18 protein-coding genes and 1 pseudogene are annotated in these 24908 nt (G+C 56.3%); 12 read left to right on the forward strand and 7 right to left on the reverse strand.

Features of this window, described 5'->3' with window-relative positions:
- Positions 1-172: 172 nt before the first annotated feature.
- Positions 173-3130: a serine hydrolase domain-containing protein gene (locus PK28_RS05895; RefSeq protein ID WP_052430527.1), complete on the reverse strand. Its 2958-nt coding sequence runs from the start codon at positions 3128-3130 to the stop codon at positions 173-175.
- A gap of 287 nt (positions 3131-3417) precedes the next feature.
- On the opposite strand from PK28_RS05895, the gene mutL reads away from it, so the two are divergent.
- The 3 genes from mutL to PK28_RS05910 are packed head-to-tail and all read left to right on the forward strand — an operon-like array spanning position 3418 to position 7129.
- Entirely contained in the window at positions 3418-5394 is a 1977-nt protein-coding gene (gene mutL / locus PK28_RS05900) for a DNA mismatch repair endonuclease MutL (RefSeq protein ID WP_044512369.1), read from the forward strand.
- A 30-nt stretch (positions 5395-5424) separates the two neighbouring features.
- Entirely contained in the window at positions 5425-6210 is a 786-nt protein-coding gene (locus PK28_RS05905; RefSeq protein WP_044512371.1) for a rhomboid family intramembrane serine protease, read from the forward strand.
- A 19-nt stretch (positions 6211-6229) separates the two neighbouring features.
- Positions 6230-7129, forward strand: coding sequence for a rhomboid family intramembrane serine protease (locus PK28_RS05910; RefSeq protein ID WP_044512374.1), 900 nt, complete (start codon positions 6230-6232; stop codon positions 7127-7129).
- Between the two features lie 410 nt (positions 7130-7539).
- Here the strand turns inward: PK28_RS05910 and mdh are convergent, their stop codons facing one another.
- Both mdh and tilS read right to left on the reverse strand, forming a co-directional pair.
- Positions 7540-8481, reverse strand: coding sequence for a malate dehydrogenase (gene mdh, locus PK28_RS05915; protein WP_044512377.1), 942 nt, complete (start codon positions 8479-8481; stop codon positions 7540-7542).
- A gap of 93 nt (positions 8482-8574) precedes the next feature.
- Complete coding sequence (tilS, locus tag PK28_RS05920; RefSeq protein WP_044512379.1) at positions 8575-9906, reverse strand: tRNA lysidine(34) synthetase TilS; 1332 nt, start codon at positions 9904-9906, stop codon at positions 8575-8577.
- Positions 9907-10112: 206 nt separating this feature from the next.
- Here tilS and PK28_RS05925 point away from each other — a divergent pair, with 206 nt between their 5' ends.
- From PK28_RS05925 to PK28_RS05960, 8 genes and pseudogenes are all read left to right on the forward strand, one after another.
- Positions 10113-11906, forward strand: coding sequence for an OstA-like protein (locus PK28_RS05925; RefSeq protein WP_082016982.1), 1794 nt, complete (start codon positions 10113-10115; stop codon positions 11904-11906).
- A 56-nt stretch (positions 11907-11962) separates the two neighbouring features.
- Positions 11963-12790 (forward strand): outer membrane protein assembly factor BamD, encoded by an 828-nt coding sequence (locus tag PK28_RS05930; RefSeq protein ID WP_044512382.1) that lies wholly within the window; start codon positions 11963-11965, stop codon positions 12788-12790.
- A 70-nt stretch (positions 12791-12860) separates the two neighbouring features.
- Positions 12861-13190: a DNA-directed RNA polymerase subunit omega gene (locus tag PK28_RS05935; protein WP_044512384.1), complete on the forward strand. Its 330-nt coding sequence runs from the start codon at positions 12861-12863 to the stop codon at positions 13188-13190.
- A 25-nt stretch (positions 13191-13215) separates the two neighbouring features.
- A pseudogene (locus PK28_RS05940) lies at positions 13216-13752 on the forward strand (flavoprotein); the annotation flags it as partial.
- A 522-nt stretch (positions 13753-14274) separates the two neighbouring features.
- Positions 14275-14925 (forward strand): phosphopantothenoylcysteine decarboxylase domain-containing protein, encoded by a 651-nt coding sequence (locus tag PK28_RS05945; RefSeq protein ID WP_044512387.1) that lies wholly within the window; start codon positions 14275-14277, stop codon positions 14923-14925.
- Positions 14918-15829 carry a type IX secretion system protein PorD gene (gene porD, locus PK28_RS05950; RefSeq protein ID WP_044512390.1) on the forward strand — a complete coding sequence of 304 codons (912 nt, stop codon included), beginning with the start codon at positions 14918-14920 and terminating at the stop codon, positions 15827-15829. The genes PK28_RS05945 and porD overlap by 8 nt, the downstream gene beginning before the upstream one ends.
- A 123-nt stretch (positions 15830-15952) precedes the next feature.
- Positions 15953-17626 carry a DNA repair protein RecN gene (gene recN, locus PK28_RS05955; protein ID WP_044512393.1) on the forward strand — a complete coding sequence of 558 codons (1674 nt, stop codon included), beginning with the start codon at positions 15953-15955 and terminating at the stop codon, positions 17624-17626.
- Positions 17627-17758: 132 nt separating this feature from the next.
- Positions 17759-18580, forward strand: a complete 822-nt coding sequence (locus tag PK28_RS05960) for an enoyl-ACP reductase FabI (RefSeq protein ID WP_044512396.1) — start codon at positions 17759-17761, stop codon at positions 18578-18580.
- A gap of 120 nt (positions 18581-18700) precedes the next feature.
- Here PK28_RS05960 and PK28_RS05965 read toward each other — a convergent pair whose 3' ends face one another.
- Both PK28_RS05965 and PK28_RS05970 read right to left on the reverse strand, forming a co-directional pair.
- Entirely contained in the window at positions 18701-19210 is a 510-nt protein-coding gene (locus PK28_RS05965) for a GNAT family N-acetyltransferase (protein WP_044512399.1), read from the reverse strand.
- A gap of 34 nt (positions 19211-19244) precedes the next feature.
- Complete coding sequence (locus PK28_RS05970) at positions 19245-19535, reverse strand: hypothetical protein (protein WP_044516386.1); 291 nt, start codon at positions 19533-19535, stop codon at positions 19245-19247.
- Positions 19536-19889: 354 nt separating this feature from the next.
- On the opposite strand from PK28_RS05970, the gene PK28_RS18895 reads away from it, so the two are divergent.
- Positions 19890-21971, forward strand: a complete 2082-nt coding sequence (locus tag PK28_RS18895; protein WP_048825646.1) for a tetratricopeptide repeat-containing sensor histidine kinase — start codon at positions 19890-19892, stop codon at positions 21969-21971.
- A gap of 84 nt (positions 21972-22055) precedes the next feature.
- Here PK28_RS18895 and PK28_RS05980 read toward each other — a convergent pair whose 3' ends face one another.
- On the reverse strand, positions 22056-23840 hold the full coding sequence (locus PK28_RS05980) for an ABC transporter ATP-binding protein (protein ID WP_044512401.1): 1785 nt from the start codon (positions 23838-23840) through the stop codon (positions 22056-22058).
- 273 nt (positions 23841-24113) lie between these two features.
- Positions 24114-24812 (reverse strand): hypothetical protein, encoded by a 699-nt coding sequence (locus tag PK28_RS05985; RefSeq protein WP_044512403.1) that lies wholly within the window; start codon positions 24810-24812, stop codon positions 24114-24116.
- Positions 24813-24908: the final 96 nt, after the last annotated feature.

Raw genomic sequence — 24908 nt, forward strand, 5'->3', positions numbered from 1 at the left:
GGTGGGAAAGCAGACAGGCGCAAACCTGTGCAGAAAGTGAAGAAAGGCCAAAGCCAAAGCTACGAGAAGGAAATAAGCCGGGGCTTACGGTAAAAAAAATGGCGGTGGGACATTCCAGGAATGTCTCACCGCCACCAAGCGGTTCAGGAAGAACAGATGAGCAAACAACAGGTCATGTCTTGATTAAAGACTTGTAAATGACGTCATGGATGCGTGAGCGGATATTGAATTGCACCAGCTTGTTGTTGCCGGCATCCGGATACACCCGATTGGAAAGAAAGATATACATGATTTTGTTTTCGGGGTCCATCCAGACGCAGGTGCCCGTGAAGCCCGTGTGGCCAAACGTGCTTATGGGCGAGAGGTTGGAAGTAGGCCCATTCGGCTTGTTGGGGTCGCCGTGGTCCCAGCCCAGGCCGCGGCGGCTGCCGGCCTCCGTAGAGCGGGCAAACTCCGCTACCACCGGGTTCTGGAAATAGCGCTGCCCGCCATAGCGGCCGTTCTGCAGGTTCATCTGCATGAGAATGGCCAGGTCGTTGGCATTAGAGAACAGCCCTGCGTGCCCGCTCACACCCCCAATCATAGCGGCGGCCTGGTCGTGCACGGTACCCTGCAGCTGCGTGCGCCGGTAGTACGTATCGTTTTCCGTGGGCGCAATGCAGGATTTAGGGAAGCGCTCCAGCGGGTTATAGGTCATGGTATTCAGGCCCAGCGAGCTGTAGAAATTTTCCTGCAGGAACTTCTCGATGGGCTGGCCCAACAGCTTTTCGCTCAGGCGCTTCAGCACAATAAAGCTCAGGTCGCTGTACTCCGCGGGATATTTGCCCTTTACCTTGGGCAGCAGGCCAGAGCGCACCGTCCAGACCCACATGGAGTCTTCGGCAGATTTTACGCTGTAAGTGCCCGGTACCACTTCACGGGGAAAATCATCGGTTTTGGTGCTGGCGTAGAAGGCCGACTTCAGGCCGCCGCTCCGGGTAACAGTACGCTCCCAAAAAGGAATGCCGGCTTTCAGGCCTGCCTGGTGCAGCAGCACATCCCGCACCACCATATCCTTCTTGTTGGAAGTGCGCAGCTCCGGCAGGTAGTCGGCCAGCTTGGCGTCCAGGTTCAGCTTGCCTTGGTCTTTCAGGTACATTATGGCCTGCAGCGTACCGGCTACTTTGGTCACCGAGGCCAGATCATAGAGCGTGCTGTTGGTGACGGGGTTCGACTTATCGTAGGTGGTGTAGCCGTAGCTTTTATCGAACACCACCACGCCATCCTTGGCCACCAGCACCTGGCAGCCGGGGGCGGCGGCGTAGGCTACGGTTTCCAGCGCAATGTTGTCTATCTGGGCCAATACTCTGGAGTCGAGTCCTACGCTCTCGGGCTGCCCGTAGCGCAGGCGGCGGAAATCGGGGGTGGGCAGACCCAGGCCGGCTTTCAGCTTCTCTGAAACCGTGACGGGCAGCTGGCCCTTGGCCGGCAGGGCCCCAAAGAGCACCTGCGGTACCACATACTGAGACGCAGGGTTATCCTCGTAGCCACACACCAGGGTGCGGGCATCTTCCAGATATTTCAGGGCATAGGCGTTGCCCATAGCTACTACCACCACTTTCTGCCGCGGATTGGCCTGCAGGCGCTGAATGAATCGTAGCGCACCATCCCCGAGGCCATAATTGTGCACGGGGGTGTTGTTCATGTTGTGCAGGCTTACCACCACCGTATTGTAGGGCGTAAGCCGGTCTGCCAGCCGGTCGAAGGTAGAGTCGGAGGCGTAGCGGTTGGGCACGGAATAGGTGGCGCAGGGCATGTAGTTAGCCATGGTCTGCGCGAAGATGTTGCCGGTGGGCGCCCCAATGGTAATGGAAGCCATGCGGAGCGTATCCAGCCGGTGAAAGGGCAGAATATCGTCGGTGTTTTTTACTACCGTAACCGCGTGCTCATAAATCTGCTGCTGCACGGCCCGGCTAAGTGGCCGGTTTAGATTATCAACCAGGCGGGCCACGTCTACGGGCTTGTAGCGGTTGAGGCCGGCCCAGAACTTGGCGCGCAGAATCTTCCGGACGCGGTAGTCAATGTCTTCCTGCGAAATCCTGTTGGCGGCCACCATCTCCTTAATCTTCCGGATGGCCACCGGCACATCTTCCGAAAACAGGAGCACGTCGTTGCCGGCCATCAGGGCTAAGGCATCCAGCTCCCCGGGCTTATAGAGGTTCGATACGCTCTTCATATTCAGCGCATCGGTGAAAACCAAGCCTTTATACCCCATTTTCTCCTTCAGCAGGCCCGTTACCAGGTTGCGGGAAAGAGTAGTAGACTGGGTTCGTACGGTATCAAATAGCGGCATGTACAGGTGCGCCACCATCACGCCCATTACCCCGGCCTCAAATGATTTCTGAAAAGGGTAGAGGTCCACATTAGCCAGGCGGGCCATATCCGTGTTGATAACGGGCAGGGCCAGGTGCGAGTCCACGTCGGTGTCGCCGTGGCCGGGAAAGTGCTTGGCTACGGCAATGACGCCATAGTCCTGCAGGCCCCGGATATAGGCCACGCTGCGCTTGGATACTTCTTCCTTGTTTTCGCCGAAGGAGCGGTTGCCGATAACCGGGTTGTTGGGGTTGGAATTGACATCCACCACGGGCGAGAAGCTCACGTGCACACCCATGGCCTTCAGCTTGAGGGCAATTTCGCGGCCCATCTGGTACACGTACTGGTCATCGTCCATGGCGCCCAGAGTCATCTGCTTGGCAAAGTGCATGGAGCTGTCCAGGCGCATGTCCAGGCCCCACTCGGCATCCATGGCCACCAGCAGCGGTACTTTGGCCTCGGCCTGGTAGCGGTTGGTCAGGATGGCCTGCCGGCGCGGGCCGCCCTGCAGGAACATAATGCCCCCGATATGGTATTCCTTAACCAGAAAATCGATGTACTGCGTGTGCTTGCGGTCCTTGTTGGAATAGGCGGCCACCATAAACAGCTGGCCCAGCCGCTGATCGGGCGTGAGCGAGGTAAACACACTATCTACCCAGGACTGCTCAGCGGCGCTGCTGGGCCGGGCGCCCTTGTCAAGTGGTGCCGAAGATGAGATGATCAGACCCGTAAAGGCGATAAAAACCAGTAAAAGTCTAATCCGAAATTCCTTGAGCATCGACTCCCGTTATAGCTGCGTAAAATTGAATCCGAGCGGAAATAGCCCTACTTTTGCCAGCACTGAAAAGTTCCGTGGGGGCGAGCTGCTGCCGCTTTACGCGCCTGAATGCCGGCCCCTTTCCACTCACTTCTCAACGCACCGATGCGGGCATCCGACCGATGCCCCCGGGCTTTTGCTGACTACAAACTTACGGATTATTTCCCGAGGCTGGACGTGTAGAATATCGTGCCAGTTGAATTTTTTTCGGATAACCCGCTCATTATCAAGTCTAGCTTTTTCCTGTTATGGCCGATATCATCCAGCTGCTGCCCGAATACCTGGCTAACCAGATTGCCGCCGGCGAGGTAGTGCAGCGCCCGGCTTCGGTGGTAAAAGAATTGCTGGAAAATGCCGTGGATGCCAACGCCACGCAAGTGCAGCTTATTGTAAAGGAAGCCGGCAAGCAGCTGGTGCAGGTAGTAGACAACGGCACGGGTATGTCGGCCACGGATGCGCGCATGAGCCTGGAGCGGCACGCTACCAGCAAGATCCGCACCACCGACGACCTGTTCCGCATCCGCACGCTCGGCTTCCGGGGTGAGGCGCTGGCCTCCATTGCCGCCGTAGCTCAGGTAGAGCTGCGCACCAAACAGCGCACCCAGGACACCGGCACGCTGCTTTTGATAGAAGGCTCCCAGATTACCAGCCAGCAGCCCGTAGCCTGCCCCGATGGCACCAGCATCAGCGTGAAGAACCTATTCTTTAACGTGCCGGCCCGCCGTAATTTCCTGAAAAGCAACGCGGTGGAAATGCGCCACATTCTGGACGAGTTCCAGCACGTGGCCCTGGCTAACCCGCAAATCGGCTTCTCCCTGTACCAGAACGACCTGGAGGTGTTTAACCTGCCGGCCGGCAAGCTCAGCCAGCGCATTGTGGCCTTGCTGGGCAATGGCTACAAGGAGCAGCTGGCGCAGGTGGAGGAAGTAACCCCGTTTCTGGCCGTGAAGGGCTACATCGGTAAGCCGGAATCAGCCAAGAAAAGCCGGGGCGACCAGTTTTTCTTCGTCAATAACCGCTTTATCCGCTCGGCCTACCTCAACCACGCCGTGCTCACGGCCTACGAGGGTCTGCTGCCCAAAGACACGCACCCATTTTACGTGCTGTTCCTGGAGCTCGACCCCAAAGCCATTGACATCAACGTGCACCCCACCAAAACGGAAATCAAGTTTGAGGACGAGAAAACCGTGTACGCCATTGTGCGGGCCGCCGTGAAGCAAAGCCTGGGTTTGCACAACATGGCCCCGTCCCTGGATTTTGATGGCAACGTGAACTTTGCGCCCATCCAGCCCCTGCGCCTGTCGCCGGACGCCAAAAATCCCTTCGATTCCAACAACGACTATCAGCCCGACGCCCTGGCCAATGCTGCTTCCCGCGCCGCGGCCCCAGCCTCCTCCGGCGCCGGCCGCCCCAGCAGCCAGGAAGCTACCGACGCCTACGCCCGCCAGCTGCCGCCCCGCCCCACGGAGCAGGCCAAAAGGGAGCTGGAGCAGTTTTATAAGTCTCTGGGGCAGATTAGCGTGCCCGATGTAGAGCACGAGGCCACGGCCATTGGGGTGGAGGTGCCCTCGGCCGCGGCCCTGGTGGAAAGCCAGCCGGAGCTATTGCCGGAGCCCGCTCCGGCGCTGCCCCTGCCGGAACCTTCCGTGAACCCCGGCAACAAGGTTATTCAGCTGCATCAGCAGTATTTGCTGGTGCCTGTGAAGTCCGGGGTGATGCTGATTGACCAGGTAGCGGCCCGGGAAAGAATTCTGTTTGAGCAGTTCAGCCAGCAGCTGGAGCGCGAAACCGCTACCTCCCAAACGCTGCTGTTCCCGCGCACCATCACCTTTTCGCCCCAGGATTTTGCCGTGCTCAGCGAGCTGACGGAAGAGCTGCAGGCACTGGGCTTCCGCTATTCCGAGTTTGGCCGCTACACTATTGCCGTAGAAGGCATTCCGGTCGATGTGCCCGCCAGCGACGAGAAAGAACTGCTGGAAGGAATTATTGAGCAGTTTCGTAACCATTCCGGCACGGTGCGCCTGGACCAGCGCGAGCAGATGGCCCGCGCCATGGCCCGGCGCGTAGCGGCCCGGGCCAGCAACGCCCGCCTCTCGGAAGTGGAAATGAATGCCCTGGTAGACCGGCTCTTTGCCTGCCAGGTGCCCAACTACACGCCCGATGGCCGCCACACGCTGGTGTTGCTGGAACTTGGCCAACTCCAGGAGCTTTTCCGTAAAGCCTGACATTTCACTTTTTCCGCTACCGCTGCGCCCATGTTCAACCTTACTCCCACGGTTCGTACGCTGCTGTTTATCAACCTTGGCGTTTTTATTTTACAAACCCAATTGGGCAGTAAGCTGAATTTTCTGGCGCTGTTTCCGGTGGAGTCAGTGCTTTTTAAACCGTGGCAGTTTGTAACATATATGTTCATGCACGGCGGGCTGGGGCACATTTTCTCCAACATGTTTGGTCTGATTTCCTTCGGGCCGCTGCTGGAGCAGCGCTGGGGCGGGAATCGGTTTCTGACTTTCTGGCTGGTTTGTGGTATCGGGGCGGGCGTGTTGTATTCCGGCGTGCGGTATTACGAGCTGAACGATATGCGGCAGGGCATTGAGCTGTTTAAGGCCGAGCCTACGGACGTGCATCTGCAGGATTTCGTGCAGAAAAACATGAAGGAGTACGAGGATGCCTTTGCGCCCGTAGTGCGGCAGCTGCATGCTACCCCCAATGATCAGCAGCTTGTTCAGAGTGCCACCACCTCTATAGAGAGCTGGTACGCCCGGGGCGTAAACTCACCCATGCTGGGTGCTTCCGGCGCCTTGTTCGGGATACTTTTTGCGTTTGCTTACCTGTTCCCCAACACGGAACTGATGCTGCTTTTCTTTCCTTTCCCCATCAAAGCCAAGTACTTTGTGTTTTTGTATGGCCTGTATGAGCTATATAGCGGCGTATACCGTACGCCCGGCGACAACGTAGCCCACTTTGCCCATCTGGGCGGTTTGCTCATTGGCTTTATTCTGCTTATGATCTGGCAGCGCGGCCGCAACCGAATGTATTGATCCTGATTTCCACCCGCTCATGAGTATTATTCACGATATCCGAACAGCCTTTAGCCGCCGCGACAATGCGCTGAATCAGCTTTTGCTGATTAATGTGCTGGTGTTTGCGGTGCTGGTCGTGTTGGGTGCCATCCTGCACCTGAGCGGGGGCGATGCCCTCTATGCCCGCCTGGTACGGTTGGTGGAAATCCCTTCGGATCTGCCTTCCCTGGCCTGGCGCCCCTGGACCATCATTACCTACGCTTTTGCCCACGTAGGCTTTCTGCACATTCTCTTCAACATGCTCAACCTGTACTGGTTTGGCACCCTGGTGCGCGAGTACCTCGGCGACCGTAAGCTGGTGAGTATTTATATTCTGGGGGCGCTGGTGGGCGCGGCCTTTTTTCTGCTGAGCTTTAACTTGGTGCCGGTACTGCGCCCGCAGCTGGGCCTTCCGATGCTGGGAGCTTCCGGGGCCGTTACGGCCATTATTGTGGCGGCCGCCACTTTGCTGCCCGACTACACCTTCAATCTGATTCTGCTGGGCCCCGTCCGCATTAAGTACATTGCGGCGGTGGTAGTGCTGATTTCCCTGGCCGGCATCAACAGCAATAACCCTGGCGGCGAAATTGCCCACATTGGCGGCGCCATTCTCGGCTACCTGTACATCAAACAGCTGCAGCGCGGCCGCGACCTGGGCCGCCCCGTGCAGGCCACCGGCGACTGGCTGGGCAGCCTGCTCAGCGGCCGGCCCCGCCTGCGTGTCACGCACCGCAACCGCTCCGAGGAAGCCGCTAGCGCCGCCCCCGCCAAAAAAGCCGGGCCCCGCAAACCCGAGCAGGAGGAAATAGACCTGATTCTGGACAAGATTTCCCGCTCCGGCTACGAAAGCCTGTCCAAGGATGAAAAGCAGAAGCTGTTCCGAGCCAGCCAGAAGTAAGAAGGTAGCGCGGGTAAGTGATACGAATAAGGCGGCAGGCGAAAGTTATCGGCTGCTTTTCCAAGCAGCATCGTCCGGTTGTTTGCAGCCTCACGCTTTAGCAAGTCTTCCTCCACCTAAATCCGCTTGTCCTCCCAGCCCCTACGGGTGTCATCCTGAGCTTGCGAAGGACCTTATCACACCTGCACGACTTGCATAACAACGACTCGTTCTTTGGTGATAAGGTCCTTCGCAAGCTCAGGATGACACTCGTAGGAGTTAAGAGAAGAACGAAGGTGATTGACAGAGAACCTGGATGAGTTTAGAGACAATAATGCCGCTAAGCGCTTAACATCCTTGAACATGAAAGAAGCCCGACCAGAGAATCTGGTCGGGCTTCTTTGTTAAGCTTAAAAAAAGGCAAACAGAGCTTAAGCCGTGGCTTTGCTCATGTTGTCCAGGGCATCCATTACCTCTTTCACGTGGCCGCGTGAGGTTTCCAGCATGGCCTTCTCTTCGTCGTTGAGCTGCAGCTCAATTACTTTCTCGATGCCATTTTTGCCCAGGATAACCGGAGCACCGAGGTACACACCGTTGATGCCGTATTCGCCCTGCAGCTCGATGCACACGGGGAATACGCGGCGCTGGTCGCGCACAATGGCTTCTACCATTTGGGCAGCAGCAGCACCGGGCGCATACCAGGCCGAGGTACCCATCAGCTTCACCAGCTCACCGCCACCTACGGCCGTGCGCTGTACAATGGCGTCCAGCTCTTCCTTGCTGATAAGCTCAGTTACCGGAATGCCGCCCACCGTGGTGTAGCGGGGCAGGGGCACCATGGTGTCGCCGTGGCCACCCATGAGTACGGCCTGAATGTCTTTGGGGCTAACGTTGAGGGCTTCGGCCAGGAAGGCGCGGTAGCGCGCCGTGTCCAGAATGCCGGCCATACCAAATACCTTCTCGCGGGGCAGGCCGGAGGTAATGTGGGCCTGGTAGGTCATCACGTCCAGCGGGTTGCTGACGATAATGATAATGGCGTTGGGCGAGTATTTTACTACCTGCTCCGTCACCGATTTCACGATGCCGGCGTTAGTCGAAATCAGGTCGTCGCGGCTCATGCCGGGCTTGCGGGGCAGGCCGGAGGTGATAACCACCACGTCGGAGTTGGCGGTGCGGGCGTAATCGTTGGTGACGCCTACCGTGCGGGAATCATACCCGATGATGGGCGCTTTCTGCCAGATGTCGAGGGCTTTACCTTCAGCGAAGCCTTCTTTAATGTCAACCAGAACAATTTCGTTGGCAATTTCGCGGGTGGCAAGAACATCGGCGCAGGTTGCGCCCACGTTGCCAGCCCCAACTACGGTAACTTTCATCGGGTGATGGGTTGGGTGTGAGAATTTATTCGCGGCCGTAAAGCTAAGCGAAAACGGGTTTCGGGCGGTGGGTTTTTGCGAAAGTTCGCCTGGCTACATGCGCTTCACTATCAGCACCCGCTCGGTTTCCTCGGTCACCTTAAACCGGTCATCGGGCCGGAAGCCAATAACCCAGGCAATTTTACCGTCGCCGGAAACCAGCAACTGCACGTTGTCTTTCAGGTTGAGGGACACTTTCTGGTCAATCAGAAAATCGGAGAGCTTCTTCTTGCCTTTCATGCCGATGGGCATAAACCAGTCTCCTTCCTGCCAGGTACGCACAATCAGCGGAAAATGCAGCAGGTCGGCATCCAGCGCGGCCACGGCTTTGCCCTTCGGAATCTCAAAGCCTTCTTCTACCTCCAGCAGCTCGAGCCGCAGGTGCAGGCCATCTATCTTGAGCACTTCCTGTCCGGCGGCAATCTGGTGGGTGCCAAACTTCGAGAGGTTTTTGGGCGTGATAACCAGCTGCTCCCGGTCCTTCACCAGCCGGTGCGTGGGCGACTCAAAGCGGCGGCCCGGCTCAGCATTGAAGGCGGCTACAATTTCCTTTACTACCGGATAGGTAAAGCCGAAGGGGCGCAGCAGCTCCTGCAGCACCAGCGCCGTGGCAGCTGTTTTTTGCAGAGTGGCAATGTTAAGGTACGTGGCCTCGGGCTCGGTGCGCTGGGCCTGCGTGGCAGTGTCCTCCACGTAGCGGCGCAGAATTTCCTCGGCCCCGCCCACGCGCTCCGCCGTGAACTGCAGGGTCTGGTCGAGGTTGGGGTTGATGTCGCGCAGCACGGGCAGCACCTCGTGGCGGAGGCGGTTGCGCTGGTATATGGGGCTGTCGTTGCTGGCGTCTTCGCGCCAGATCAGGCGCTGCTCCACCAGGTAATCGAATAACTCCTCTTTGCCAATGGCCAGGAGTGGCCGCACGAGGTAGCCGTTTTTGGCCCGGATACCGTGCAGACCCGCCAGGCCGGTGCCGTGCGTGAGGTTCAGCAGCATGGTTTCGGCGGCATCGCGCTGGTGGTGGGCGGTGGCAATGTACTGGAAGCCCTGCGTCTGACGGATTTGCTCAAACCAGGCGTAGCGCAGGGCGCGGGCGGCCATTTGCGTGGAAATACCTTCCTGCTGAGCAAAAGCTTTGGTCTGGAAGAACTCCACGAAGTAGGGCACCTCGTACTTCTTGGCCAGCTTGCGCACAAACTGCTCGTCGGCATCGGCCTCGTCGCCGCGCAGGCCAAAGTGGCAGTGGGCAATGGCAAATGGTACCTCCAGGCGGTGCAGCACATCGGCCAGCACCACGGAGTCCTGGCCGCCGCTCACGGCTACCAGCAACTGGTCGGTGGTGGGGGAGAAGAGGTTGTTTTCTTCGATATACTGAAGGATGCGGTCAAGCATGGGAGGAATAGGCTGGTGAAAAAGAACGTCATGCTGAGCGCAGCCGAAGCATCTCGCTGGTGTGGTAATTACTATGGCAACATCAGCACGCGAGATGCTTCGGCTGTGCTCAGCATGACAACCCTGAATATTAGTTAAGCACCGAAAAACGTACTATCGTACAAAGATGGCCGTTAGCAGCGGGGCTTCTGTACCTTTGCGCCGAAATGTCGTCTCTAAAGCACTTTTTTCTTCTTTGCTGCCTGCTGTTGCCGGCCTTGGCCTGGGCCCAGCAAACGCCTGCCCGCAAGCCCGCTACTCCGGCCAAAGGCCAGCGCATTGAGCTGCTGCCCGGCACCCAGGAGCTGATTGGCGGCGAGTTTAACGGAGTAGAAATCCGCAAGCTCATCGGCAATGTGAGCTTTAAGCAGGGCGACACGTTTATGTACTGCGACTCGGCCTACCAGTACACCGACCGCAACTCCATTGAGGCGTTCAGCAACGTGCGCATCGTACAGAACGATACCCTGACCATTACCGGCGACCGGGCCACCTACGACGGCGACGCCCGCAAAGCCCGCATGACGGGCAACGTAGTGATGCGCGACCCGCGCATGACGCTCACCACGCCCGTGCTCGACTACGACCTGAACCGCAAGCTGGCCTATTACAGCGGCGGTGGCCACCTCACCGACCCCGAAAATACGCTGGACAGCCGCCGCGGCTACTACAATACTCAAACCAAGGTATTCAGCTTTAAGGGCGGGGTGCAGGTGCAAACCAAGGACAACACCATCAACAGTGATACGCTGCAGTACAACACGGTTTCCAAAATTGTGTACTTCTTCAGCCCCACGCGCATCAAAGGGGCGCAGGGTTCCCTGTACGCCGAAAACGGCTACTACAACACCGCCACCCGGGTGTCCAACTTCAAGAGCAACGCCAAGATTGAAACCCGGGACTATCTGCTGGGCGGCGATAATCTGTACTACGACGAAAGCCGGCAGTACGGGCTGGCCACGGGGCGTGTGTCCATGGTCTCGAAGAAGGACAACATCACCATTCGTGGGGACGTGGGGCGCTACTGGCGCACGCTGGGGAAAGCCAAGGTGTACGGCAGCGCCGTGATGCGCAATATTGCCGACCGGGATACCCTGTATCTGGCCGCCGATACGCTCATGAGCGTGGACAGCCGTGACCCCGCCAAGCCCGGCGGCGTGGTGTATGCCTACCGAAAGGTGCGCATCTTCCGCAAAGATCTGCAGGGCCGCTGCGACTCCCTGACCTACGACCGTGCCGACTCCGTGATTTACCTGAACCGCAGGCCGGTATTGTGGAGCGGTACCAACCAACTCACCGCCGATAGCATGGAGCTGCGGCTGCGCCGTCAGAAAATAGACCAGATGCGGCTGTATGCCAACTCGTTTATTGCCGGCAAAGACACCCTGCTGAACTACAACCAGGTGAAGGGCCGCAACATGGTGGGCTACTTCCAGGGAAATAAATTGAAAAAAGTGGATGTGCTTGGCAACGCGGAGAGCCTCTACTTTGCTCTTGAGGGTGATACCAGCCTGACCGGCATGAACAAAGCCGTGAGCTCCAACATGGCGCTACGCTTTGGTCAGGATAGTAAACTACAGACCATCAGCTTTCTAACTAACCCCGATGCCAGCTTTATTCCGCCCCATGAGCTAAAGGATGAAGACAAGCAGCTGAAAGGGTTTCAATGGCGGGAAAAGGAGCGGCCTACCCGGCGCGGCACCCTGGGCAAGCACTTTGCCCTGCCCGTGAAAGCCAAGCCCAAAACCAAAGTCAAACGCAAAGCCACCACCACTAAAACCCGGGCAGCCACCAAAGCAAAAGCCAGGCCCGCAGCGGCTCCTAAAAAGCCCGCTCCGGCCCCCACCAAGCCTGCCCAGAAAGTTACAACGCCTCAGCCCAAACCCTCTACCGTAGTGCCTGCGCCCCGGAAACCGTTGGCGCGGCCGGTGGATATCCTGCGCCGGAAGCCGCTGAAATAGCTCCCAGGGGCCAGATCTTTGATTCGGCTCCGTAATCCGTTACCTTTGCGCCCCTTATGCTCTTCATTCGCCCCCTTTTATTTGTTCTCTTGTTCGGCAGCTTGCTGCTCGGCTCCTGCACCGGCTATCAAAAGCTGCTGAAGAGCGACGACGTGAACAAAAAATACAATGCCGCGCTGCAGTATTACGAGAAGGGCGACTACGCCCGGGCCGGTACGCTGCTGGAAGAGCTGCTCCCGCTGCTGAAAGGCCGTCCGGAGGCGGAAAAGGCGGAGTATTACTTTGCCAATACCAACTTCCAGGAGCGGAACTACGTGCTCAGCGCCTACTACTTCAAGCAGTTCTACGACACGTATCCTACCTCCGCCCTGGCCGAGGAAGCTACGTTTATGTATGCCAAGTCTCTGTTCCGCGACTCGCCGGAGTATGAGCTGGACCAGACCAATACCTACACGGCCATTGAGTCGCTGCAGGATTTCCTGAATCAGTACCCGGAAAGCAAGTTTCGGCCCGATGCCGAGAATATGTCGAAGGAGTTGCAGACCAAGCTGGAAACCAAGTCTTTCGAAGGTGCCAAGCTTTACTACCAGCTGCGCTACAACCAGGCCGCCGTTATTGCTTTTAACACGTTTCAGCAGCAGTACCCGGCTTCGCCTTACAACGAAGAAGCGGCTTTTCTGAAGGTGGCCGCGCAGTACGAGTTTGCCAAGGAAAGTGTGGAAAACAAGCAGCGGGAACGGTATCTGGAGGTAGTAGCGTTCTACCAGAATCTGCTGGACACATATCCGCAGAGCAAAAACCTGAAAGCGGCCGAATCCATGTACAACGACGCCCGTGAACAGCTGGCTCAATTGAAAACGGAAGACGCCGCGGCTTCGAAATAATTTTTTTGTTGGCCGATCTGCCTATTTTGCCAGGGCGTAGCCTCCCATTTGTAACAAAGCTTCTCATTATATGAAAACTCCGAACAGCGTATCTGCCTCTATCGTGACCCGCAACATGTCGGATCTGGCCGCAGACACCGGCAACGTATACGAGTCTCTTGCCATCATCTCGAAGCGGGCCAACCAGATTTCTGTGAAGCTGAAAGAAGAGCTGAACAGCAAGCTGGCTGAGTTTGCTACCACGGTAGACAACCTGGAAGAAGTATTCGAAAACCGCGAGCAAATCGAAATTTCGAAGCACTACGAGCGTCTGCCCAAGCCCACCAACCTGGCTATTGAAGAGTTCCTGGAAGGCAAAATCCACTACCGCACGCCAAGCGCTGAGGAAAGCGGCGAGTAATTAACCCTTCTGCTAATACCCGCTGATGTCGCTGCAAGGTCGTCGTATTCTGTTGGGTGTGTGTGGCAGTATTGCTGCGTATAAAGCTGCCGCTTTGGTGCGGCTCCTGGTAAAGGCCGGGGCTGAGGTGCAAGTCATTCTGACTCCCTCGGCCCCGGCCTTTGTTACGCCCCTTACGCTCAGCACGCTCTCCAAAAAGCCGGTACTCACGGGCTTCCTGAAAAGCGAAGCCACCGGCGAGTGGCACAACCACGTGGCCCTGGGCCTGTGGGCTGATGCCTACCTGATAGCGCCTGCCAGCGCCAATACCCTCGCTCAGCTGGCGCACGGCCATTGCCCCACCTTGCTGGCCGCCGTGTACCTCTCGGCCCGCTGCCCGGTGTTTCTGGCCCCGGCCATGGACCTGGATATGTACCAGCACCCGGCCACCCAGGAAAACCTGGCCCGCCTGCGCTCCTTCGGCAATCATATTTTCGATTCTCCGGCCGGTGAGCTGGCCAGCGGGCTGGAAGGCCCGGGCCGCATGCTGGAGCCGGAGGATATGGTGCGGGAATTGGAAAAGTCGCTTTAAATCGAGTGCTTTGATTATAATTATGAATGATAAATTAAAAAATATTATTTCATATTATGTAATTATTTTTGGCTTATTGAGTCTTATTTTTAATATAATCATTTGCTTTGATTATTATTCCTCTGAGCACTATTTCCCTTTTGTGTTATTTATTCTGTTTTCGTTGGTAAGTATTCTGTCTGGCTTATTATATTATAAATCTATTGAATGGTCGTTTTGGTTGCTGATAATATTGCAGTTACTTCAGGTGGCCACAATATCTATTATTAATATTCAATTTTATTTGAGAGCGGGTGTATCGTTGATTATTGATAGGGTGAATATATTTTCTATTCCAGTGCTAAATATACCTGACTTGAATTGTTTTTATTCTATAAATGAATATGTGGTTAAAGATGATGTTAATGTATTTCCATTCTTGATAATATATTTGCTTGTTTATAGAAAAACAAACAGAATTGCTTAAATGTGTTTTATGAATTAATGTTATGATTTCAAATTGATCTTCTTTCAATGCGCGTCCTCATCACCGCCGGCCCCACTTACGAGCCCCTCGACCCGGTCCGGTTTATCGGCAACCATAGCACCGGCAAAATGGGCTACGCGTTGGCCGAAGCCTTTGCCGCCGAAGGCGCGGACGTAACGCTCATCAGCGGCCCCACCAACCTGCCCGACCCTAGCCACGCGCGCATCCAGACCCAACGCGTAGAAACCGCCGACCAGATGTACACTGCCGCTGCGGCCGTAGCGCCCACAGCCGATGTATGGGTATTTGCCGCCGCCGTAGCCGACTACAAGCCGCGCCACGTGGCCGAAAATAAAATCAAGAAAGACGGCGACACGCTCACCTTGGACCTGGTGAAGAACATTGATATTGCCGCCACGCTGGGCCAGACCAAGCGGCCCGAACAATTTTCGGTGGGTTTTGCGTTAGAAACCAACAACGAAGAGGACAACGCCCGCGACAAGCTGCGCCGCAAAAACTTTGATATGGTGGTGCTGAACTCCCTGCGCGATGCCGGGGCCGGTTTCCGCCACGATACCAACAAAGTGACCCTGCTAACAGCCGATGGGCAAATGTCTATCTTTGAGTTGAAGCCCAAAGCGGCCGTAGCCCACGATATTGTGGCCGCCGTACTTGCCCGTATTCCGCGCCATGCCTAAATCTCTGCTGCTTTTCCTGTTGATGTGGTGCTGCACCGCCATTGTGGCCACGGCGCAGGAGCTCAACTGCGAAGTGCGCGTCAGCACGGAAAACGTCACCATTGCCGACCGGCAGCTGGTGTCGCAGATGGAAAAGGACATCAGCCAGTTTCTGAACAAGCGCCGCTGGACCAATGAAACCTATCGGCCGGAGGAGCGCATCAACTGCAAGCTCTTCATCGGGATTCAAGCCATTCCCCAGTCCGGCACTTACCAGGCTACGGCCCGCATCATTAGCTCGCGGCCGGTATATGGCACGGGCTACGAAACCAACCTGCTGACCTTCGCCGACAAAGGCTGGGTGTTCAACTACTCGCCCCAGAACCCACTGGATTACTCGGAAACGTCCTTCGTTTCCAACCTCTCGTCGTTGCTGAGCTTTTATGCCTACATCGTCATTGGCATGGACCACGACAGCTTTGCCCGCATGGGCGGCTCGCCGTACTATGATGTGGCCCGGCAGATTGTAGCCAATGCCGCTTCCCAAACCCTGGAAAACGACAAAGGCTGGAAAGATACCGAGTCCCGCAACCGCTACTGGCTGCTGAATAACCTGCAGGACCCGCAGCTGGAAGCCTGCCGCACGGCGCTGTATGCCTACTACCGGCAGGGGCTGGACATATTTATTGAAAAGCCCAAAGACGCCCGCGCCAGCATGGTGAGTGCCTTGCAGGGCATTCAGCAGGCGGCCCAGCGCCGCCCTGGTACCTTGCTTATCAGGGCCTTTTTTGATGCCAAGGCAGATGAAATTGCCAACGTTTTCCGCACCAGCCAGGAGCAGGAACAGAAGGCAACAGTGGTAACGATGCTGACGGAAATAGACCCCACCAACTCGGCCAAGTATCAGTCGATTTTGCAGCGGTAGAATAAAAAATTTAGCAACTAACTAATTGAGTTAGTAGATTTGTGGTTAGCAGGCTACGCTCTGACGAGTGCTGGCGGATTGGAAAGTGCTAACCACGGGTCAGGAGCCCGTTTTGCGCGGATTATGCTCGTTGATCTTCGAATTCAGAACTACGCTCTCATTGAGCAACTGGAGCTGCGGCCTTCGGCCCTGCTCAACATTATTACCGGCGAAACCGGTGCGGGCAAGTCCATTATGCTCGGCGCCATTGGGCTTTTGCTCGGTAACCGCGCCGATTCGCGCCTGCTCTTCAACACGGAGCGCAAGTGCGTGATTGAAGGCCAGTTTGATATTTCCAGCTACCACTTGCAGGATATTTTCGAGTCGGAAGACCTCGATTATGATACCCAGTGTATTCTGCGGCGGGAAATCAGCCCGGCCGGGAAATCCCGGGCATTTGTAAACGATACGCCCGTGACGCTGGAAACCCTGCGGCACATTGGCGCCAATCTGATGGACATTCACTCCCAGCACGATACGCTGCTGCTGGGGGATGCCGTGTTTCAGCTGAACCTGCTGGATTTGTATGCCGGCCTGGTGCCCACCCGGGCCCAATACAGCAGCTCCTACCGCCAGTACCGCAAGCTGGAAGCCGACCTGAAAGACCTGGAAAGCCAGGTAGCCCAAGCCAACAAAGAGCTGGACTACCATAGCTTTTTGCTGAGTGAGCTGGAAGAAGCCCGCCTCGATAACGAAGACCAGGAAGCCCAGGAGCAGGAAATCAAGCAGCTGGAGCACGCCGAGGAAATCAAGGTGAAGCTTAGCCATGCCTATCAGTCGCTGTCAGAAAGCGAGTATTGCGCCACCGGCAGCATGAAAGAAGCCGCTACGCTGCTGGGCCAGATTGCGGGCTACGCTGATGCCTTCAAAGAGCTAAAGCAGCGCCTCGACAGCTGTCTGATTGAGCTGCACGATATTGCCGACGAGGTAGAAGCCGCCGAGCGCCGCACCGAAGCCGACCCCAAGCGCCTCGATGAGCTGCAAAGCCGCCTCACGGTGCTCTATAATCTGCAGCGCAAACACCAGGTGCGCGACATGGAAGCCTTGCTGGCCGTGCGCGAGGAGCTGCGCCAGAAAGTAAGCTCCGTCCTGAATCTGGACAAAGAAATTTCCCGCCTGCGCAAAGACACAGATGGTGCGCTGGCCACCGTTACGCGCCAGGCCACCCGGCTTTCCGAGGCCCGACAAAAAGCATTCCCGCTGTTTGAACTGGAGCTGTCTTCCCTGCTGGCAGACCTGGGCATGCCGCACGCGCGCATTGTAGTGCAGCACCACACGGGGCAGCCCGGCCCCAGCGGTACCGATGTGGTGAGCATACTATTCACGGCCAACAAAGGCGCCCAGCCCCAAACCCTGAGTAAAGCCGCCTCCGGTGGGGAATTCTCCCGCCTGATGCTGTGCATCAAATACATGCTGGCCGATAAAACCGCGCTGCCCACCATCGTATTCGATGAAATTGACACCGGTATTTCCGGCGAAATAGCCGTGAAAGTAGGCCGCATGATGCAGCAAATGGCGCAAAAGCACCAGTTGGTAGCCATTTCGCATCTGCCGCAAATGGCCGCTGCCGGCGATACGCACTACTTTGTGTACAAGGAAGACCGCGCCGACCGCACCGTGAGCCGCATCCGCCAACTGAACACCGAGGAGCGCATCCGGGAAATTGCACAAATGATTGCGGGGGCTAACCCCAGTGAGCATGCCTTCCAGAGTGCCCGCGAATTGCTGGCCATGCGCGGCGAAGTGATGATGGGCTGAAGGTGAAATTGTGAGATTGTGAAATTGTGAGTTGGTGAATAGTTAACTTGCCCTCCTCTAATGCAGATACCCACGGTGCAATGGTGAGGTAAAATCCCATTTCACCATCTCACCAACTCACCATTTCACCATATGTCCAATAACCTACTCGCTGGTAAGGTCGGCATCATTTCGGGTGCCCTGAATGAAGAATCAATTGCCTGGAAAGTAGCCCTGAAGGCCCACGCCGAAGGTGCCCGCTTCGTGCTGACCAATGCCCCGCTGGCTATGCGCATGGGCGAAATCAACAAGCTTTCCGAGCAATGCAACGCGCCCATTATTCCGGCCGATGCTACTTCTATGGAAGACCTGGAAAAGCTGTTCACTGGCACCCAGGAGCACTTTGGTGGTAAAATTGACTTTGTGCTGCACAGCATTGGCATGAGCGCCAACATTCGCAAAGGCAAGCACTACGGCGAGCTGAACTACGAGTGGTTCCAGAAAACGCTGGACGTATCGGCCCTGTCGCTGCACAGAATGCTGGCCGTTGCTGAAAAGCAGGACGCCTTCAATGAATGGGGCTCCGTGGTAGCGCTGTCTTACATTGCGGCCCAGCGCGCCTTCCTCGATTACACGGATATGTCGCAGGCTAAAGCGGTGCTGGAAAGCATTGCCCGCAGCTACGGCCAGCGCTTGGGTAAGCTCAAGAAAGTACGCGTGAACACCGTTTCGCAGTCGCCTACCAAAACTACGGCCGGTACCGGCATCAGTGGTTTCGATGCGTTTTATGAGTACGCCAACAAAATGGCACCGCTGGGCAACGCCCCCGCCGAAGCCTGCGCCGATTACTGCATCAGCCTGTTTTCGGACCTGACGCGCTACGTAACCATGCAGAACCTCATGCACGACGGCGGCTTCAGCACCACCGGCATCTCAGAAGAGATTGTGGAAGCTATTATGAATTCGAAGTCGTAATTTGGCTTTCCTGTTCTAACAAAAAAGCCCGACCGGTATTGGTCGGGCTTTTTTGCTTGGGGCTGGGGCTTTTATATCACTCTTGCGCGGCTGCCGGTACCGGTTAGAAGTGAAGCCTGACTATTCAGGAGAGGTACTGGAATACAGCAGAAAATCCATATCCGCCAGGCGAATGGGCCGCTCGAAACGCAGGCCGATTTTTCCCAGCAAATGCATCGAGCGGGCATTCTCCTGCTCCGTAATGGCCAGCAGCTGCGGAAAGCCTAACGTATTGAAAGCATAGTGAGCCACGGCGGTGGCGGCTTCGGCCGCGTAGCCCCGGCCCGTGTAAGCGGGTAGCAGGGCATACCCAATGTCGGCGGCAGGAAGCGTAGGCCGCTTCACCAGCCCACACATGCCAATGGCGGTATCATCCGTCTGCAGCCGGACTTGATAAAAGCCGAACCCAAACTGCTGATAGCTGGGCAGCAGCACGTTTTCGATGTATTTCCGGGCATCTTCCAACGTTTGAATGTTGCGGTTGCCGATGAAGCGGAGCCAGCCGGGCGTATTGAGCAGCTCCCGGATAAAGGCGGCGTCATCGGTGGTGAACTGGTAAAGCGCCAGGCGCTCTGTTTCAAGAACCAGCATAGGGAAGGCAGAGAAGTAGGGAAATCAGGACGAGTTAGCGGATAATATTGAGCGTAATAAGCGTAATCGTTACAAAAATAATCAGCAGACCACCGAGGAAAATGAGGTCGGCCAGCCGCTCAAAAGTATTCGACTGCCGGCTGCTCCTCATCGATAAAAACGACAAAATACAGCTGGTGATAAAGAACAGCGTAGCCACCGCAGTCAGCTCATCAATGATGGAAGCATCGGAAAGCTTGTTGACTTTCAGCGAGGTGAGCACAATAAAGCACAGGCCCATCAGGTTGGCTGAGGTATTAAGAATATGCGGCGAGTTATTTTTCATAAAGCTCACTAAACTAGCTATTTTGGTGCTTGCTGCAGGTTGGGTTGCTATGATATATTGGCTGTATGCCAGGCCCTGTAGAAAAATCGGTATTGGGTAGTAGCAGTGGTAAGCTTTTCTCTGGCCACCCGCGCATACCGGGCTCGTAGTAGGGTAGTTTTCCGGCTGCCGGAAGAAAGGTAATCCGGTTAGCGGTTCTGCCTGTTTATAAATAGATTAGCCGGTAAGCGTAGAAGTGTATCTGTAGAGAACTATATTTATAGCTGCTTGCCTTGTTCCGGGCAACTAGCTATTGCATACAAAAGGAGTATAGCTTTAAAGATTAATGGTCGAATTATCGGGTAATTTCTGGGTATGAAACAGGCTTTCATAGGCTTCGCCTGTTTGCTGTTCTGGTTATCCGCTCTGCCTGTTTGGGCCCAAAGCCCCGAGACGGCCGCCATAAAAAAGGCACTGGCCCGCACCACTGCGGATACCAGCCGGGTGTTGCTGCTGGCCGACTTGAGCGCCACCTACCGGTATTCGCACTTCGATTCGGTATTGATTTTTGCGCGCGAAGGTTTACAGTTGGCGCAAAGCATTGGTTACAGTAAAGGGGAAGGCCGGTGCCTGGCGCGCATTGGCATTATCCTGAGTGAGCGGGGAAACCTGCCGCAGGCCCTGCGCACCAACCTGGACGCCCTGCGGCTGGCTGAAAAAAGCCACGACCGGGAGGGCACCGCCCGCATCCTGAATCAGACCGGGCTGCTCTATCAGGCCCTCGATGACTTCCGGCCCGCCCTGCAGTACTATTTTCAGTCCCGGGCTATTTATGAGAAGAAACATGTAGGGGGCTACTCTCAGCGGATAAGCGTGCTCACCAACATTGGCTCTACCTATGTAGGCACCGGCCAGCTCGATTCAGCAGCTTATTTCCTGCAACAGGCCTACGCGCTTACCCTGCAGTCGCAGAAGCAGAGTTATAGCTGCTGGGGCAATCCACTGCCTTACGTATTGCGGGAAATAGGCTTGCTGGAAGCCGCCCGCAGACACCCCGAGAAGGCGCTCAGCTATTACCGGCGCAGCGCCCAGGCCGCCCTCCCCGAAAACGACCTGCGGAGCCTTTCCCGGGCCTACCAATATATGGCGGAGCTGTATGCCGAGCAGCAACAGGTTGATTCCAGCGTGTATTATGCCCGCAAAGCGCTGATGGTAGGGCAGGCGCTGCCGTTTGTAATTGGCATAGTGCGCAACAGTGGTTTGCTATCCAAAGCCTTTCAGGCCCGGCAGCAGACCGATAGCGCCTTGAAATACATGCGCATCATGGTTACGGCCGAAGACAGCCTCTACAACCCGCAGCGGATTAAGCGGCTGGATGCCATTGGGTTTGCCGAGCAGCGCCGCTTACGCCAGCTGGAGGCCGAGCGTACCCAGTTTGAAGCCCGTACCCGGCTGTATGCGCTGATGGCCGGGCTGGGCGTACTCATACTGATTGTGCTGCTGCTGTGGCGCAGCAACTATCTGCAGCGCCAGGCCAATAGCCGCCTGCAAAAGCTGCATGCCCAGGTAACGCGGCAGAAAGAGGAGCTTACCACCCAGCGCGACCTGCTGGCCAATATGCTGCAGGAACTGAAAACCACCCAGAACCAACTGGTGCTGCGCGAGAAAATGGCTTCTTTAGGAGAGCTGATGGCCGGGGTAGCCCACGAAATACAACAGCCGGCCAAAACCATTAAAGACCTGGCCGGCGTGAGCGTAGGGCTGTGCCAGGAAATGCGCGTGGAGCTTCCGGAAGGCATTTACATTACCGCCGAGCAGGAAATGCTGGACGAAATGCTGTTGAATCTAAGTCAGTACCAGAACAAAATAGCCGAGCACAGCCAGCGGGTAGAGTCTATTGTACGGGTGATGCTGGAGTATTCCAGCAACACTCCCGGCCCCCGCCAGCTTACGGAAATCAATACCCTGGCGCATGATTATCTGCGGCTTTCTTACCATGATCTGCGGGCCAAAAACCGGGAATTTGATGCCGAGCTGCTGGCGCAGCTAGACCCCGCCGTGGGCAGTGTGGAGGCGGTGCGGCATGATCTGGGCCGGGCACTTATTTGCCTGTTTTCCAATGCGCTTTATGCCGTGCAGGAGCGCCTGCGGTTGGAGCCGGATGGGTATACTCCGCAGGTACAGCTAAGCACCCGCCGCACGGGCAGCGAAGTAGAAATCAAAGTGTGGGATAATGGCCTGGGTATTCCGGCCGCCGACCGCGCCAACATATTTGAGGAGTTTTTCACCACCAAGCCCATCGGGGAGGGTACCGGCCTGGGGCTGTCCTTCTGCCACGATGTTATTACCCAGGGGCATGGCGGCACGCTCCGGATGCAAACCCAGGAAGGGGAGTATACGGAGTTTATTATCACCCTGCCGATAAGCTCCTCTATTGCTGAAGAGCAGATGGGGTAGGGGCTTGCCCGGCAGGCATTGCCGGGCTAATCGGTTTTCCATAGACGAGATAAAACCCGCCGCGCCTTTGGTAGGCGGTGTTCATCAGTCTTCATCCAGGGTACGCGCAATTTTCTCAATGTTGAGGCTGCGGGCGGAGGCGTCGAAAATCTCGCGGTAGGCGCCGCGCAGGTCGTAGAGCTGCTCGTGGGTACCGCTTTCCACTATGCCACCCTGCTTCATCACGTAAATGTGGTCGGCATCAATAATCTGGGATAGGCTGTGCGAGATAACCACTACTGTGCGGTCTTTCTTTAGGGCGTCAATACTGTTTTTAATCTGTTCCACCGTTACCGCATCCAGCGAAGCGGTGGGCTCATCGAGGAAGATAACAGACGGATTTTTGAGGAACAGCCGGGCAATGGCAATGCGCTGCTGCTGCCCACCAGATACCTGCTGGGCATCGGTCTGGTATTGCTGGGGTAGCTTCACTATCTGCTCGTGCAGGAAAGCTTGTCTACTGGCTTGCTCCACTTCCGCCACCGAGGCCTGCAGATTCCCGTAGCGGATGTTTTCCTCAATGGTGCCCTTGAAGATGTGGTTTTTCTGCAGCACCAGACCAATTTGCTGGCGCAGAGCATGCGTGTCGTAGTCGGCTAGCGGGCGGCCGTCCAGCAGCATTTTTCCCTGGTCGGGCTCATAGAACTTACAGAGCAGGTTGATGATGGTGCTTTTGCCCGCGCCCGAAAGCCCGACCAGGGCCGTGGTTTTGCCCGCCTCCACCGTCAGGCACACATCGTGCAGGGCCTGCGTGCCGCTGGGGTAGGTGAAATCCACATGACAGATTTCGAAGGTGCCCTGCAGGTGGTCGGGCTGCAAGTACCCGGAAGGTTCCACAGCCTCGCGGGCATCCAGAATATCGAAGAAAGCCTCGGAATAGGTGTGCACCTCGTTCATCTCATCATACATATGGTGCAGCTGCCGGATGGGGCCGGATACGTTATGAAAGAGCATAATGTGGAACATAATGGCCCCAATAGACATATGCCGGCCCAGCACCAGGTAGGCCGTCAGCACTATCACCAGTACCAGGCCAATCTGTTCCACAAAGCTTTTCAGCCCATCAAACAGAAAGTTGGTTTTGCGCATCTGCAGCTGCACGGTTTGCAGTCTTAGCTGCATCTGCATCTGTTTCTGCTCTTCATATTCTTCGCGCACAAAGCTCTTAATGACTACGGCGGCCTCAATGATATTGACGATGCCGTGATTTTTGGTTTCGCGCAGCTGGCGCATGTTGCGGCGCACGCCACTCAGCCGGGCCGCCTGCCGATAGCTGATCCAGAAATACACCGGCAGAATAAAGAGCGCCACCAGCCCCACGCGCACATCGGCCATAAACATGACCACCAGGGCCACTACGGCATTGGCACACAAAGGCAGGATATCGATAAAGAAGTTCTGTACCAGCTTCATGAGGCTGTCCACGCCCTTATCAATGCGGGTCTGCAGCTTGCCGGTCTGGTTGGTAGCCGCGTCGTAGAAGCTGAGTCGATAGCTCAGGATTTTGCGTACGGCGTCCTGGGAGAGGGCGCTGGAGACGTAAATGCGGATCTTCTCGCCGAAGAACTTCTGCCCGAACTCTATAAAGATGTTGAGGACTTCCTTGCCCAGCAGTATCCCGCTCACCAGCAGTAGGAAACGCATCCCCTGCGACACCCCTTGTCCCTGCTCCAGCAGCAGCTGCACTTTATCTACGGTGTAGCGCAGCACAAAGGGATTTACCTGGGCCGTGAGCGAACCTACCATGGTAAGCAGCAGCGTGCCCAGCACCAGCCCCCGATAGGGCCGAACGTAGGGAATAAGATGCTTGCTGATGTCCCAAAGGCTCATGGCGGCAGCTAATGGGTGAGTAGGAGAAAGCCAGGCTACGCCGTCCGGCCAGCTGCCGGGCGCAGTAGCTGAACATGGGGCCGGTGCTCCTATCTAAGATAAGCAACCTGCGGGGCCGGTGTACACCAGCGCTACATTTTCTAACTTCTGAGGCGTAATGGTTTGATTTGGCAGTGAAGGCATTAGGAATGAGAAGTTTAAAAAAAGGGGCTACCGCGCTGCACCACTTAGTGGTGCAGCGCGGTAGCCCCTTTTGAAGCTGAAATTGCAGGCTTACTCGGCCTCCACTACCGTTTCCTCGGCCTGCGTAACGGCTTCATAAGTATCGGCATATTTAAAATCATCCAGCCAGTAGGCGGAGCTAACCACTTCAAATACCACTGTTTTATCCGTCTTCTCCATGGGGCGAAGCTGCCAGATAATGTCCTGGGCTTCGGGGAAGCTGGTGCCGGCCAACTGCTCACCGAACAGGCGTTTGAGCAGCGTATTGTCGGGCATGCCCTGGGCCAGCAGGCGCAGCAGCGGGGCCTCGGGGTGGTTGTCAAACACTGCCAGTGCCTCCGGGTCTTCCGTGGTCAGCCGCACCTGAAACTGCACGGCTTCTGTGCGCGGAAATTTACCGTTGTAGGCTTCGTATAACAGCTGCGTGGCCTTGAAAAAGCCCTGATGCTGCCCCAACTCCGGGTTTTCTTCCCATAGTTTTTCCGTCAGCATCTGGTGGGCCAGGTTCTCTATCTGGCCGGCATTCAGCTGGTCAGCAAATAAATAGCCCAGCACCAGCTGCGCGGCTTCTGTGGGCTCCAGGTCAGTCAGCGACATCTGGCACATGGCCTTCAACTCAGCAGGCTCAATTTCTTCGGGGTTGTCGTAATTCATTTTCAGCAGCAGCTCCTTATAATCCTGGTTTTGCCAGGAGTTCGGCAGCTCGCTGAGGGTATCGAAAGAGAGGCGCTCTACGGTGAAATTCTTCATGGAGGAGGTATTACTGCTTGCGACCAAAGGTGGCCGGGATACCGGCGACAGATGCGCGCCTGGTGAAGTAGGTTTACGGTAACGCCTGCTAAACAC

It is taken from the genome of Hymenobacter sp. DG25B (assembly GCF_000801315.1).
Lineage (GTDB): Bacteria > Bacteroidota > Bacteroidia > Cytophagales > Hymenobacteraceae > Hymenobacter.

Bases quoted from the DNA above. Each gene is read 5' to 3' on its own strand.
- PK28_RS05895 (WP_052430527.1), bottom strand. From the start codon at position 3,130: ATGCTCAAGGAATTTCGGATTAGACTTTTACTGGTTTTTATCGCCTTT.
- mutL (WP_044512369.1), top strand. From the start codon at position 3,418: ATGGCCGATATCATCCAGCTGCTGCCCGAATACCTGGCTAACCAGATT.
- PK28_RS05905 (WP_044512371.1), top strand. From the start codon at position 5,425: ATGTTCAACCTTACTCCCACGGTTCGTACGCTGCTGTTTATCAACCTT.
- PK28_RS05910 (WP_044512374.1), top strand. From the start codon at position 6,230: ATGAGTATTATTCACGATATCCGAACAGCCTTTAGCCGCCGCGACAAT.
- mdh (WP_044512377.1), bottom strand. From the start codon at position 8,481: ATGAAAGTTACCGTAGTTGGGGCTGGCAACGTGGGCGCAACCTGCGCC.
- tilS (WP_044512379.1), bottom strand. From the start codon at position 9,906: ATGCTTGACCGCATCCTTCAGTATATCGAAGAAAACAACCTCTTCTCC.
- PK28_RS05925 (WP_082016982.1), top strand. From the start codon at position 10,113: ATGTCGTCTCTAAAGCACTTTTTTCTTCTTTGCTGCCTGCTGTTGCCG.
- PK28_RS05930 (WP_044512382.1), top strand. From the start codon at position 11,963: ATGCTCTTCATTCGCCCCCTTTTATTTGTTCTCTTGTTCGGCAGCTTG.
- PK28_RS05935 (WP_044512384.1), top strand. From the start codon at position 12,861: ATGAAAACTCCGAACAGCGTATCTGCCTCTATCGTGACCCGCAACATG.
- PK28_RS05945 (WP_044512387.1), top strand. From the start codon at position 14,275: ATGCGCGTCCTCATCACCGCCGGCCCCACTTACGAGCCCCTCGACCCG.
- porD (WP_044512390.1), top strand. From the start codon at position 14,918: ATGCCTAAATCTCTGCTGCTTTTCCTGTTGATGTGGTGCTGCACCGCC.
- recN (WP_044512393.1), top strand. From the start codon at position 15,953: ATGCTCGTTGATCTTCGAATTCAGAACTACGCTCTCATTGAGCAACTG.
- PK28_RS05960 (WP_044512396.1), top strand. From the start codon at position 17,759: ATGTCCAATAACCTACTCGCTGGTAAGGTCGGCATCATTTCGGGTGCC.
- PK28_RS05965 (WP_044512399.1), bottom strand. From the start codon at position 19,210: ATGCTGGTTCTTGAAACAGAGCGCCTGGCGCTTTACCAGTTCACCACC.
- PK28_RS05970 (WP_044516386.1), bottom strand. From the start codon at position 19,535: ATGAAAAATAACTCGCCGCATATTCTTAATACCTCAGCCAACCTGATG.
- PK28_RS18895 (WP_048825646.1), top strand. From the start codon at position 19,890: ATGAAACAGGCTTTCATAGGCTTCGCCTGTTTGCTGTTCTGGTTATCC.
- PK28_RS05980 (WP_044512401.1), bottom strand. From the start codon at position 23,840: ATGAGCCTTTGGGACATCAGCAAGCATCTTATTCCCTACGTTCGGCCC.
- PK28_RS05985 (WP_044512403.1), bottom strand. From the start codon at position 24,812: ATGAAGAATTTCACCGTAGAGCGCCTCTCTTTCGATACCCTCAGCGAG.